This window comes from Streptomyces sp. NPDC050674 (assembly GCF_040654575.1).
In the GTDB taxonomy this organism is placed as follows: domain Bacteria; phylum Actinomycetota; class Actinomycetes; order Streptomycetales; family Streptomycetaceae; genus Streptomyces.
On sequence record NZ_JBFAIG010000002.1, the window covers coordinates 360,268 to 372,772 of the forward strand.

Here is a 12,505-nt window from a genome sequence, read left to right on the forward strand (position 1 = left end):
TGCGGTCACGGGCGTCCGCGCTGTCCGCGCAGGTGCTCCGCGATGGGTTTGAGGGACTTGTCGAGCTCGGTCAGGGACTCGGGGGCCAGCAGGTCGATGAAGTGCCTGCGCACGGATGCCACGTGGTGGGGCGCGACCTTCTGCATCGTCGCCATGCCGTGGTCGGTCAGGACCGCGTAGAGCCCCCGGCGGTCCGACTCGCAGTTCTCCCGCCGGACCAGGTTCGCGTTCTCCATGCGCGTGATCTGGTGCGAGAGGCGGCTCTTGGACTGGAGGGTCGCGGAGGCGAGGTCGCTCATCCGCATCCTGTGGTCCTCGGACTCGGAGAGATTCACCAGGATCTCGTAGTCGTTCATTGTCAGGCCGAACGGCTGCAGGTCCTTTTCGAGCTGGTACGTCAACAGCCTGTTGACCTCCAGGTGGGTGCGCCAGGCGCACTGCTCCGCATCGGTCAGCCAGCGGGTGGCCGTCTCGGTCTCCATGAATGAAGTCTACCTAAAAGGTTGAAAGGCGAACTAGTGAGGGGTGGCGTGTGACCTCGTTCACCTGGCGAACAGCAGTGCGCAGGCGTTCGATGTCACACTCCGCAGACTACCGCTCACAGCCCGAAGCGACGCTGGAGGTCCCCCAGCTGTCCGGGAAGACGCGGTACACCCGGCTGCCCGGCCTGGGGGCTGTGCGCCCCGCCGCCCGGCACGCCGGCCTCGTGCGGAACGGCCCCCGTGGCCTGCTCGGCCATCAGGGTCTCGGACGACTGGAGCAGCACCGTCCCGGCGCCCACGAACTCGAACTGATGCTCCTCGCCGGAGGCCCCGCCGAGGCCCGTCAGTGCACGTAGACCGCCCATGACACCGGTCATGTACCCATGGTCGTAGTGGTGGCACGGGGAGGGGCAGTCGGCCCAGCCGACCAGGGCCTGGGGGTCCACCCGGATCGGGGGTTCCATGAACACCACCGGCCCGTTGGACGCCGCCACGAACTTTCCGGTTCCGATGAGGGTCAGAAAACCCGGCACGATTGATTGCTTCAGTGCCAGAGTTGGCTGAAAAGCGAGCAGGTTGCCCGAGCGAATGGTCAGGTTGCCGTCCTCGAGGTCGTACGAATTGACGTCGAAGGCCCGGTCGGCGAGGAGCATCTTGCCCGAGCCCTCCGCCACGACCCAGTCGCTCGCGTGCAGAGGCGAATGGAACGAAGTGCGCACCAGACGGTCCAGCCGGCCGTGTCCGACGCCGTTGAAGTCGATCGATCCGTAGTAGGCGATCATCTTCCCCTTCTGCAGGAACCACTGGCTCCCCTTGAGCTCCACGCAGAAGGTGTACGGGTTGACGTTGTCGTCGGCGGGCAGCGTCGCCGGGTCGAAGACCGCGGGGCCGGCGCCCGGGGTTCCGTAGGTGCTCACAGCTTCTCCTCCGACGCCTGGACGTACACCGCACCGCTGCCGCTGAGCTCCAGCTGGAACGCCTCGCCCGAGCCGCGGCCCACCATGTCCCGCCAGCCCAGCGCGGTCGACAGCCTGTTGCGGACGTCGCCGTGGTGGGCGACGTAGGCCTGGGGGTCCACGTGCACCGGCCGCTGCGGGCTGATCGGGATCTCGATGACGCCGCCGTGGGCCATGACCGCGACGGCCCCCTGCCCCTTCAGGGTGGTCGTGAACAGCCCCTGGCCGCTGACCTGGCCGCGCACCATGCCCATGACGCCGCCCTGCGAGCCCAGGAACATCGTGCCCTGCTGGAGGGTGCCCTCGAAGGCGAGGAGGCGGTCCGCCTCGACGCAGAGCGTGTCGCCCGTGAGGTGGATCACCTGCACGTGGTGCCCGCCGTGGCCGAACAGGACCGTGCCGCTGCCCTCGACGGTCATCAAGGGGGTGTCCTCGTTCGCCACCCGGCGGCCGATCATCGACATGATCCCGCCCTGGCCGCCCGCCGTGTTGGGCGTGAAGGACACCTCGCCCTTGTACGCGAGCATCGCGCCGCGCTGGCTGAACAGCCGCCGGCCGGGCACGACCGTCGCCTCGACCATCTTCCCGTTGATCTCCCGGAAGGCCATCTCACACGTCTCCCGCGATCGTGTTGCGCTCGCTCGGCTGCACGTACACCAGACCGTCCCCCTCGAACCGCATCTGGAAGGCCTCGCCGCCGCCCTCCCCGAGCAGCGTGCGGAACGTCACCCCGGACTGGAAGGACTGCCGCAGGTTGCCCTGGTGCGCCACGTACGCCCCCGGATCGACGGTCAGCGGGTACTGCGCGCTCACCCGCAGCACCACCGCCGGGCCGTCCGACATGATCGCCGCCTGGCCGTGGCCCTCGACGGTGGTCGTGAACAGCCCGTTGCCCTGCGAGGCGCCGCGCAGGCCGGTGAACTCCGTGCCCGTGCGCAGCCCCCCGTCGGTCGCGAGCAGATTGCTCGACTCGACGTAGAGCTTGTCGCCCTGGATGCTGACCAGGTTGATCTCGGAGGCGCGGTCCGCGAACCAGCAGGTCCCGCGCCCCTTCACCTCCATCAACGTCATCTGCTCACCGGTCAGCCGCCGGGTCACCATGCCCCGGATGCCCTCGCCGCCACCGCTGAGCTTCTTGAAGGCCATCTCCCCGTCGTACGCGACCATCGAGCCGTTCTTCGCCTTCACGGCATCTCCGGTCATGTCGACGGCGAGCACCTTGCTGCTCTGAAGTCGGAACATCGCCACATACGCGAAGGTATCCGCAGGCCGGGCCCCGCGGACAGGGCCCGTGGGTGGAGAACGCCCCTGAGCGCACCCCGAGGGGGTCGGGGGCCCGGGCGGTTTGCCACAATGGGCCGGACGCTTGTGCGTGCGTTCACAAACCGTTCTCTCCGACCGAAGGTGACCCGTGGACCTCAAGACCGCCACCGCCATCCGCCGCCTCCGCCTGGTCTCGGCCCCCGAGGCCATCTCGTTCCTGCTCCTGCTGGTCTGCTCGGTGCTGAAGCGGACGACGGACTTCAACGCCGTGCCGGTGATGGGGATGGTGCACGGGGTGCTGTTCGTCCTGTACGTGATCTTCTGGGCGGACGCCTGGAACCGTGCGAAGTGGTCCCTGAAGACCGCCGCCCTGTACTTCGTGCTCTCGGTGCTGCCCGCCGGCGGGTTCTTCGCCGAGCGCCGGCTGCGGCGTGAGGCCGAGGACGCGGTCATCGCCTCCCGCGTGCGCAAGGAAGGCGTGGTGAACGCGTGATCGTCGCCTTCTCCGTGACGCCGCTGGGCGTCGGCGAGGACGTGGGGGAGTACGTCGCCGACGCCGTGCGGGTGGTGCGCGAGTCGGGGCTGCCGAACCGGACCGACGCGATGTTCACCTCCGTCGAAGGGGAGTGGGACGAGGTCATGGACGTCGTCCGGCGCGCGGTGGCCGCGGTCGAACGGCGTGCGCCCCGGGTCTCCCTGGTCCTCAAGGCGGACATCCGCCCCGGTGTGACGGACGGCCTCACCTCCAAGGTGGAGACGGTGGAACGGCACCTCGCCGAGTAGGGCCTGTCGTTTGGATCAGGTCGGCCGGGAGTGACTGGGCCTCTCGGCCGAGCCGAGCGGGGCGTGGTGCGTGCAGCTGCAAGGCGGAGGAGGGCGTCAACGCGATGGGGGTCCCTCCCGCGCGAGCGCAGCCGAGCGTGGGGGAGTTGACAACCGACGACAACGCGGCAGATGTGCGTGCCACGCCCCGCGACGCCGGCATGATCCAAACGACAGGCCCTAGCTAGTCCTTGGCTCCTTCCCCGTCTCGCTTCGGCAGGCGTAGCGCCAGGCCGTCCAGGACGACCTCGAGGCCGTAGGCGAACTTCATGTCGCGCAGGGCGGCGGGGTCGGTGGTGGCCTCCTCGACCTCCGCGTGCGGGAGCGCCAGGTGGGAGTGGCCGGCCGCCGCCTGCTGGGCGGCCGGCATGAGACGGGTGATGAGGCCGGCCTCACTCTCGCCGGAGCGGGCGACCGTGCTGAGCCAGGCCGCTTCCGCGCTGCTCATGCCCATCACGTACGAGAAGACGGTCTCGATCGCCCGGCTCGGCTCGGTGAAGCCCGCCGCCGTGAACAGCGCGGCGAGCCGCTCGGAGAAGGCCATGTAGTTGGGGCCCAGGTAGGCGAGACCGGCCTGGCCGAGCACCAGGGTCAGCCAGGGGTGCCGCAGCGCGGTCGTGCGGAAGGACCGGGCGGCCTCGGTCACCGCCGCGCGCCAATCGGGACGGTCGGCCGGCGGGACGTGGACCTCGGCGGTCACCTCGTCCACCGCCAGCTCCATCAGCTCGTCCTTTGTCGCCACGTGCCGGTAGAGCGAGGTGGCGCCGGCGTTCAGGCGGGCGCCGAGCTTGCGCATGCTGAGCGCCTCGATGCCGTCCGCGTCGAGCATGGCGATCGCCTCCCGGACGATCGCGTCCCGGCTGAGCGCCGGCTGGTCGGCGCGGCGCTGCTCGCGGGTCCACACCGACGGGATCGGGTTCCGGTCCGTCGCCCTGCTCCTGCTCATCGCGGCTCCTTCAGACGTCGTGCGAACGGCGTGCGCAAACAGCGTACAGAAGCCAAGGATTGCGCACACTGTTCCGCTGTGCGTACAGTGTGCGCATCGAAGGAACGGTGTTCGCGGGAGGGGAAGAGGACATGGATGCTCGCCATCCACGGCGTTGGTGGATCCTGATCGTGCTGTGCCTGAGCACGCTGGTGCTGGTCGTCGACAACATGGCACTGACGGTCGCGGTGCCCGCCCTGACCGAGGACCTCGGGGCGAGCGCCCAGGAGACGCAGTGGATCCTCGACTCCTACGTCCTGGTCTTCGCCGGGCTGCTGCTGACCTCGGGAAGCGTCGGGGACCGGTTCGGGCGCCGGAGGGTGATGCTGATCGGGCTGCTGCTGTTCGGGGCGGCCTCCCTGGGGGCGGTCTTCTGCGCCACACCCGGTGAGCTGATCGCCGTGCGGATCGCGATGGGCGTGGGCGGGGCGCTGATCATGCCGTCGACGCTGTCGATCCTGATCACCGTCTTCGACGAGGACGAGCGGCCCAAGGCGATGGCCGCGTGGGGCTCGGTGTCGATGCTCGGGCTGGTCGGCAGCCCGGTGCTGGGCGGCGTGCTGATCGACCACTTCGCCTGGCAGGCGATCTTCCTGATCAACGTGCCGATCGTCGGGCTCGCGCTGCTGGCCGGTGTGCTGTTGATGCCGGAGTCGAAGGCGCCCTGGCAGAAGCCCGACCCGCTGGGCGCGGTGCTGTCGGCGGTGGGCATGACGGCCCTGGTCTGGTGGATCATCGAGATCCCGCAGCACGGCGCATTCGCGGACCGTTCCCTCCTCGTCCTGGCCGGCGCGGTGGTGGCTCTGACCGGTTTCGTGGTCTGGCAGAACGTCACCCGCGCACCGATGGTCCCGCTGGCCCTCTTCCGGCACCGCGACTTCAGCGGTGGCTCGCTCTCCCTGGCCCTGGTCCAGATCGGCAACGCCGGGCTGCTGCTGGTGCTGACCCAGTACCTCCAGTTCGTGCTCGGCTGGTCCGCGGTCAAGGCGGGCCTGGCCTTCCTGCCGCTGGCCGTGGCCGCGCTGGCCGGCAACACCGCCGGGGCGCAGCTCGTCGTCAAGGCGGGCAACCGGTTCGTCATCCTCGGCGGGATGCTGCTGATGGCCGCCTCCTTCGGGCTGCTGACCACGCTCACCGCCGACAGCGGCTTCACCGTCCCGGCCGTGGCGCTCGGCATCCTGGGCCTGGGTGCCGGTCTGGCCATGCCGGCCGCGGTGGCCGCGCTGATGGGCACCATCCCGGAGGACAAGGCGGGCGTCGGCTCGGCGCTCAACGACACCATCCAGCAGTCCGGCACCGCCCTCGGCATCGCGATCCTCGGCTCCCTGCTCTCCAGTGGCTACGCCGACGAGATGCCGGCCGGCGCCCCCGGTCAGGCCCGGGAGTCCATCGGCGGGGCCCTCACGGTCGCCGGTGGCGACGCGGGCCTGGTGCGGGCGGCGAGGGAGGCCTTCACCGCGTCGATGTCGACGACCTTCACGATCAGCGCGATCGGGGTCCTGGCCGCGGCGGTCGTCGCCACGCTGGTGATGCGCGACCGCACGGCCGAGCGGGCCGGTGCCCGCGGTGAAGAGCCCGTCAGCGAGGAGCGTGAACTGGCCGCCTGACACCCGGGGTCCGCAGGCCGTCACCCCCGGTGAGGGGGTGACGGCCTTTCGCCGTGCCGGTCTCCCGTGGTTCGCTGCGCCGTCCCCGGGTCGGGAATGCCTTCCCGGTTTTCGCTGTTCGGGGTGGCAGAAAGTTCAACGCTCAACTAAACTGAGCGTACACGAGGAGGAACCGACATGCCTGCAGTGACCGTCGAGAACCCGTTGACGCTGCCCCGCGTGACCGCGTCTGCCGATGCCGTGGCACGTCCCGTGCTGGCCGTCACGACCGCTCCGAGCGGTTTCGAGGGCGAGGGCTTCCCGGTGCGCCGGGCGTTCGCGGGGATCAACTACCGCCATCTGGACCCGTTCATCATGATGGACCAGATGGGCGAGGTGGAGTACGCGCCGGGCGAGCCCAAGGGCACCCCCTGGCACCCGCACCGCGGCTTCGAGACCGTCACGTACATCATCGACGGCATCTTCGACCACCAGGACTCCAACGGCGGTGGCGGCACCATCACCGACGGGGACACCCAGTGGATGACCGCGGGCTCGGGCCTGCTGCACATCGAGGCCCCGCCCGAGCATCTCGTCGTGTCCGGCGGGCTCTTCCACGGCCTCCAGCTGTGGGTGAACCTCCCGGCCAAGGACAAGATGATGGCCCCGCGCTACCAGGACATCCGCGGTGGCTCGGTCCAGCTGCTCAGCACCCCCGACGGCGGCGCGCTGCTGCGGGTCATCGCCGGTGAGCTGGACGGGCACCAGGGGCCGGGCATCACGCACACGCCGATCACGATGATCCACGCGACGGTGGCTCCGGGGGCGGAGCTGACCCTGCCGTGGCGCGAGGACTTCAACGGCCTGGCGTACGTCATGGCCGGCCGCGGCAGCGTCGGCACCGAGCGCCGGCCGGTCCACATGGGCCAGACGGCCGTCTTCGGCGCGGGCTCCGCGCTGACCGTCCGCGCGGACGAGAAGCAGGACTCCCACACCCCGGACCTCGAGGTGGTCCTGCTCGGCGGACAGCCCATCCGCGAGCCCATGGCCCACTACGGCCCGTTCGTCATGAACACCAAGGACGAGCTCATGCAGGCCTTCGAGGACTTCCAGAAGGGCCGTCTGGGCACGGTGCCCGCGGTGCACGGCATGACCGCGAGCGGCCCGCAGGACTGACGCGGCCACCCCGGGGCTGACGCCCTGTCACCCTGGCGGGCCGTCCTGACGGGACGGCCCGCCGGGTGCGTGGTCGGGTGGAGGGGTGCAGGACACCCAGCAGGCCCCGCTCCTCCCCGGCCCCGTCCGGCGTTTCGCCGCCTGGTGCGCCGTGCTGCTGCTCGCCGCCGGGGTCGTCTACGTCGGGATCCGGCTGGTCGCGGAGTTCCGGACCGCCGTCGTGCCCGTGCTGCTCGCGCTGCTCGGGACGGCGCTGCTGCGGCCCCTGCACCGGCGGCTGGTGAAGGCCGGCGTGCACCGGTCCGTCGCGGCCGGGCTCACCTGTGTCGCGGTGGTCGCCGTGGTCGGCGGGGCCGTGTACATCGTGGTCGCCGCGCTCATCGACACCGGTGACGAGATCGTCGCCTCGCTGAAGCAGGCCGCCCGCGGGGTCTCCGACCACTTCGGCGCGGCCGGCACCTCACTGGACGACGTCGCCTCCAACGCCCGCGAGCTGCTCGGCAAGTTCGGCGGTACGGCCGCCTCCGGCGTGATCAGCGGCGTCAGCGTGGTCGGCGAGACCATCGCCATGGCCGTACTGGCGCTGCTGCTGGTCTTCTTCTTCCTGCGCGACTCCGACCAGGCCGCCGCCACGCTGCGGTCCCTGGCGCCCCGCGGGTCGGCCGACACCCTGGAGGCCATGGCGCGGCGGGCCCTGCGGGCCGTGGAGGGGTTCATGCGCGGCACCACCTTCATCGCCCTCATCGACGCGCTCTGCATCACCGTGGGGCTGCTCGTCCTCGACGTGCCGGGCGCGGCGGGCCTGGGCGCGCTGGTCTTCGTCGGGGCGTACATCCCCTACCTCGGCGCCTTCATCTCGGGAGCCGTGGCCGTGCTGGTCGCGCTCGCCGACCGGGGGTTCGTCATCGCGCTGTGGGTGCTCGGGGTGGTGCTGGCGGTGCAGGTGCTGGAAGGGCACGTGCTCCAGCCGATGATCCAGAGCCGGACCGTGCAGATGCACCCGGCGGTGGTCATGGTGGCGATCACGGCCGGGGCGTCCGTCGCCGGCGTCCTCGGCATGCTCCTCGCCGTGCCCCTGACTGCCGCCGCGTTCGGCGTCGTCCAGGAACTGCGCCTGCGCTACGGCGACCAGGAGCCGTCCCCCGAGCCGTCCGGCGACTCGTAGAGCTCGAACCAGATGCTCTTGCCCTCGCCGCGTGGCTCGACCCCCCAGGCGTGCGCGAGCAGCTCGATGAGCACCAGGCCGCGTCCGGAGGACGCCAGCTCCCCGGGGCTGCGCTTGTGCGGCAGGTCGTCCCCGGCGTCCGCGACCTCGATCCGCAGCCGCCGCTCACCCACCCCGCCCATGATCTCGGCGACCAGCAGCGCGTCGGAGTCGGTGTGCACGAGGACGTTCGTCAACAGCTCGGACAGCAGCAGCACCGCCGAGTCGACCTGGTCAGGCGAGGTCCAGTCGTGCAGCAGCTCGCGCATCTGCTGCCGGGCGGCCGCCACCCGCTCGGGCTCGGCCTGCGCCACGGTCAGCACCGAGCGGCGCACCGCAGGCCGTACGGTCATCGAGTCACCGCACCCGCAGCCGTCGCCGTCCCGGCTCAGCAGCAGCATCGCGATGTCGTCCTCGCGGCGGTCCGCCAGCGGGCCGGTGGTGTGGTGCGAGGACGGCCCGTGCACGGCCTGCACGAGGGCGTCGGCGAGTTCCTCCAGATCACCCTTGTGGTCCTCAAGGATCACGCGCAGCCGTCGCCAGCCGGTGTCCAGGTCGTGGCCGCCGGTCTCGATCAGGCCGTCCGTGCAGATCAGCATCGTCTCGCCCGGCTCCAGCGCGAGCCGGGTCGTGGGGTAGTCGGCGTCCGGGTCGATGCCCAGCGGCAGACCGCCCGACGTCGGCCGGGTCAGCACCGTGCCGTCGGCCAGCCGGATCGCCGGGTCCGGGTGTCCGGCGCGGGCGATGTCCAGCACCCCCGTCGCCGGGTCGACCTCGACGTACACGCAGGTCGCGAAGCGCGGGTCGGAGGGGTCCTCGTCGCTGATGCCGTGCAGGAAGCGCGAGGCCCGCGAGAGCACCGCGTCCGGGCGGTGGCCCTCCGAGGCGTAGGCCCGCAGGGCGATCCGCAGCTGCCCCATCAGGCCGGCGGCCCGGACGTCATGGCCCTGGACGTCACCGATGACCAGCGCGAACCGCCCGCTGGGCAGCGGGATCACGTCGTACCAGTCGCCGCCCACCTGGAGTCCGCCGCCGGTCGGGACGTAGCGGGCGGCCACGCTCATGCCCGGGATGCGCTGCGGGCCCAGTCTCGGCAGCATCGTGCGCTGGAGCCCGTCGGTCAGGGCCCGCTCGCTCTCGGCCACTCCCGCCCGGGTCAGGGCCTGCGCCAGCATCCGCGCCACCGTCGCCAGCACGGACCGCTCGTCCGGGGTGAACGCAACCGGGTAGGTGAAGGCCGCCATCCACGCGCCCATGGTGCGCCCGGCCACGATCAGCGGCAGGAACGCCCAGGAGCGGCGCCCGAAGCGCTCGGCGAGCGGCCAGGTCAGCGGATAGCGGGCCTTGTACTGCTCGGCGGAGGAGAGATAGACGGCCCGGCCCGTGCGCACCACCTCGGCGGCCGGATAGTCCGTGTCCAGCGGCATCTCCGAGAAGGGGCTCTCGGTGCCCCGCTGCTGCCCGTGGTGGCCGATGACCGTCAGGCGGTCGCCCGAGACCCCGAACACCGCCAGTCCGTCCGGTGAGAACCCGGGCATCGACAGATTCGCCGTGACCCGCAGGACCTCCTGGGTGGAGCGCGCCTCGGCCAGCGCCCGGCCCGCGTCCAGCAGGAACGCCTCCCGTGAGCGCCGCCAGTCCCCGGTGACCGCGCTGCGCCCGGCCGGGGTGCCCGGCGTCGGCTCGGTGACCTCCTGGAGCGTGCCGATCAGCCGGTACGCCTTGCGGGCCCGGTCGAAGGACGGTTTGGAGCGGCTGCGGACGACCCGGACGATGTGGCCCTGCTCGTCCATGATCCGGATGCGGACCTCGGCGAGGGTGCCCTCGGCCACGGCCAGCTGGATCACGCCGGTGATCTCGTTCCAGTCCACCGGGTGCAGCCGGGCCCGGGCCTGGGCCTCCGTGAGGCTGACCGGTTCGGCGGGCAGCCCGAGCAGCCGGGCCGCCTCGGCGTCGACCGTGACCAGCCCGGTGGCGGTGTCCCAGTGCCACAGGCCGGTCGCGAGGGCGGCAAGGGCCTCCCCCACGGCGGGCAGAGGCTCGCCAGTGCGCATTGCCCCACTGTAAGAAGACGCGATCGAACGTTGCCACCGATAGCGGACGTCTGCCGGAACGACGGCCCTCGGGTACTCGATCCATAACTGTGGAGAGCCGATCTACGCCTGCCCGGTACGCTGGGGACCAGTTTCACGTGAAACACAGACCCCGATCAGCGAAGACTGGATGAACGACGATGCATCGGTACAGGTCCCACACCTGCGGCGAGCTCCGCTCCTCTGACGTCGGCAGCGACGTCCGGCTGAGTGGCTGGCTGCACAATCGGCGCGACCTGGGCGGCATCCTCTTCATCGATCTGCGCGATCACTACGGCATCACGCAGCTCGTGGCCCGTCCCGGTACCCCCGCCTACGAGGCCCTCGACAAGCTCTCCAAGGAGTCGACCGTCCGGGTCGACGGCAAGGTCGTCTCCCGGGGCGCCGAGAACATCAACCCGGAGCTGCCGACCGGTGAGGTCGAGGTCGAGGTCGGCGAGGTCGAGCTGCTGGGCGCCGCCCAGCCGCTGCCCTTCACCATCAACACCGAGGACGGGGTCAACGAGGAGCGGCGCCTGGAGTATCGCTTCCTCGACCTGCGCCGCGAGCGCATGCACAAGAACATCATGCTGCGGTCGTCGGTGATCGCCTCGATCCGCTCGAAGATGGTCGCCCTCGGCTTCAACGAGATGGCGACCCCGATCCTGTCGGCGACCTCCCCCGAGGGCGCCCGCGACTTCGTGGTCCCCTCCCGTCTGAACCCGGGCAAGTTCTACGCCCTGCCGCAGGCGCCCCAGCAGTTCAAGCAGCTGCTGATGATCTCCGGCTTCGACCGCTACTTCCAGATCGCGCCCTGCTTCCGCGACGAGGACGCGCGCGCGGACCGCTCGCCGGGCGAGTTCTACCAGCTCGACGTCGAGATGAGCTTCGTCGAGCAGGAGGATGTCTTCCAGCCGATCGAGAAGCTCATGACCGAGCTGTTCGAGGAGTTCGGCAACGGCCGTCACGTCACGTCCCCCTTCCCCCGGATCCCGTTCCGCGAGGCGATGCTGAAGTACGGCTCCGACAAGCCGGACCTGCGCGCGCAGCTGGAGCTCGTCGACATCACCGATGTCTTCGAGGGCTCGGAGTTCAAGGCGTTCGCCGGCAAGCACGTGCGGGCCCTTGCGGTGCCGGACGTCTCCGGCCAGCCCCGCAAGTTCTTCGACCAGCTCGGTGACTACGCGGTCTCGCAGGGCGCCAAGGGCCTGGCCTGGGTGCGGGTGGCCGAGGACGGCTCGCTGTCCGGCCCGATCGCGAAGTTCCTCACCGAGGAGAACGTCGCCGAGCTGACCAAGCGCCTGTCGCTCGCGGCCGGCCACGCCGTGTTCTTCGGCGCGGGCGAGTTCGACGAGGTCTCGAAGATCATGGGTGCGGTCCGTGTCGAGGCCGCCAAGCGCGCCGGGCACTTCGAGGAGAACGTCTTCCGGTTCTGCTGGATCGTCGACTTCCCGATGTACGAGAAGGACGAGGAGACCGGCGCGATCGACTTCTCGCACAACCCGTTCTCCATGCCGCAGGGCGGTCTCGAGGCCCTGGAGACGCAGGACCCGCTGGACATCCTCGGCTGGCAGTACGACATCGTCTGCAACGGCGTCGAGCTGTCCTCCGGCGCGATCCGGAACCACGAGCCGGAGATCATGCTCAAGGCCTTCGAGATCGCCGGGTACGACCGTGAGACCGTCGAGGAGAAGTTCGCGGGCATGCTGCGCGCCTTCCGCTTCGGCGCCCCGCCGCACGGCGGTATCGCCCCGGGTGTCGACCGCATCGTCATGCTGCTGGCCGACGAGCCCAACATCCGCGAGACCATCGCCTTCCCGCTCAACGGCAACGCCCAGGACCTGATGATGGGCGCGCCGACGGAGCTGGAGGAGGCGCGGCTGAAGGAGCTGCACCTGTCGGTGCGCAAGCCGCAGCCGAAGTAGGCGACCTTGCGGCAGTGGCCCGGAACCGACGCCG

The 12,505-nt window shown here is 70.6% G+C and carries 12 protein-coding genes; 6 read left to right on the forward strand and 6 right to left on the reverse strand.

Translation table 11 applies throughout. The features are described from left to right. Positions 1–5: 5 nt before the first annotated feature. The 4 genes from AB0I06_RS04990 to AB0I06_RS05005 form a co-directional block, all read right to left on the reverse strand. Positions 6–482, reverse strand: coding sequence for a MarR family transcriptional regulator (locus AB0I06_RS04990; RefSeq protein ID WP_363117327.1), 477 nt, complete (start codon positions 480–482; stop codon positions 6–8). 116 nt (positions 483–598) lie between these two features. Beyond that, the gene (locus AB0I06_RS04995) at positions 599–1,399 is read right to left on the reverse strand and encodes an AIM24 family protein (protein WP_363117328.1); all 801 of its coding nucleotides are present in this window, start codon (positions 1,397–1,399) and stop codon (positions 599–601) included. Next, positions 1,396–2,046: an AIM24 family protein gene (locus tag AB0I06_RS05000; RefSeq protein WP_363117329.1), complete on the reverse strand. Its 651-nt coding sequence runs from the start codon at positions 2,044–2,046 to the stop codon at positions 1,396–1,398. Before AB0I06_RS05000 ends, AB0I06_RS04995 begins: the two co-directional genes overlap by 4 nt. A gap of 1 nt (position 2,047) precedes the next feature. Beyond that, on the reverse strand, positions 2,048–2,680 hold the full coding sequence (locus AB0I06_RS05005; RefSeq protein ID WP_031105041.1) for an AIM24 family protein: 633 nt from the start codon (positions 2,678–2,680) through the stop codon (positions 2,048–2,050). Between the two features lie 169 nt (positions 2,681–2,849). Here AB0I06_RS05005 and AB0I06_RS05010 point away from each other — a divergent pair, with 169 nt between their 5' ends. Then, positions 2,850–3,194 carry a DUF3817 domain-containing protein gene (locus AB0I06_RS05010; RefSeq protein ID WP_363117330.1) on the forward strand — a complete coding sequence of 115 codons (345 nt, stop codon included), beginning with the start codon at positions 2,850–2,852 and terminating at the stop codon, positions 3,192–3,194. Beyond that, positions 3,191–3,484 (forward strand): MTH1187 family thiamine-binding protein, encoded by a 294-nt coding sequence (locus AB0I06_RS05015; protein ID WP_030854324.1) that lies wholly within the window; start codon positions 3,191–3,193, stop codon positions 3,482–3,484. The genes AB0I06_RS05010 and AB0I06_RS05015 overlap by 4 nt, the downstream gene beginning before the upstream one ends. A 223-nt stretch (positions 3,485–3,707) precedes the next feature. On the opposite strand, the gene AB0I06_RS05020 is transcribed toward AB0I06_RS05015, so the two are convergent. Then, positions 3,708–4,469, reverse strand: coding sequence for a TetR/AcrR family transcriptional regulator C-terminal domain-containing protein (locus tag AB0I06_RS05020; RefSeq protein ID WP_363117331.1), 762 nt, complete (start codon positions 4,467–4,469; stop codon positions 3,708–3,710). Between the two features lie 131 nt (positions 4,470–4,600). Between AB0I06_RS05020 and AB0I06_RS05025 the strand changes: the two genes are divergently transcribed. From AB0I06_RS05025 to AB0I06_RS05035, 3 genes are all read left to right on the forward strand, one after another. Next, positions 4,601–6,115, forward strand: a complete 1,515-nt coding sequence (locus tag AB0I06_RS05025) for an MFS transporter (RefSeq protein WP_363117332.1) — start codon at positions 4,601–4,603, stop codon at positions 6,113–6,115. A 177-nt stretch (positions 6,116–6,292) separates the two neighbouring features. Beyond that, on the forward strand, positions 6,293–7,270 hold the full coding sequence (locus tag AB0I06_RS05030; RefSeq protein ID WP_363117333.1) for a pirin family protein: 978 nt from the start codon (positions 6,293–6,295) through the stop codon (positions 7,268–7,270). Positions 7,271–7,355: 85 nt separating this feature from the next. Continuing rightward, complete coding sequence (locus tag AB0I06_RS05035) at positions 7,356–8,435, forward strand: AI-2E family transporter (RefSeq protein ID WP_363117334.1); 1,080 nt, start codon at positions 7,356–7,358, stop codon at positions 8,433–8,435. On the opposite strand, the gene AB0I06_RS05040 is transcribed toward AB0I06_RS05035, so the two are convergent. Next, on the reverse strand, positions 8,390–10,528 hold the full coding sequence (locus tag AB0I06_RS05040) for a SpoIIE family protein phosphatase (protein WP_363117335.1): 2,139 nt from the start codon (positions 10,526–10,528) through the stop codon (positions 8,390–8,392). The two genes, AB0I06_RS05035 and AB0I06_RS05040, sit on opposite strands and share 46 nt — an antisense overlap. 179 nt (positions 10,529–10,707) lie before the next feature. On the opposite strand from AB0I06_RS05040, the gene aspS reads away from it, so the two are divergent. Beyond that, the gene (gene aspS / locus AB0I06_RS05045; RefSeq protein WP_363117336.1) at positions 10,708–12,471 is read left to right on the forward strand and encodes an aspartate--tRNA ligase; all 1,764 of its coding nucleotides are present in this window, start codon (positions 10,708–10,710) and stop codon (positions 12,469–12,471) included. The last annotated feature ends 34 nt before the right edge of the window (positions 12,472–12,505 follow it).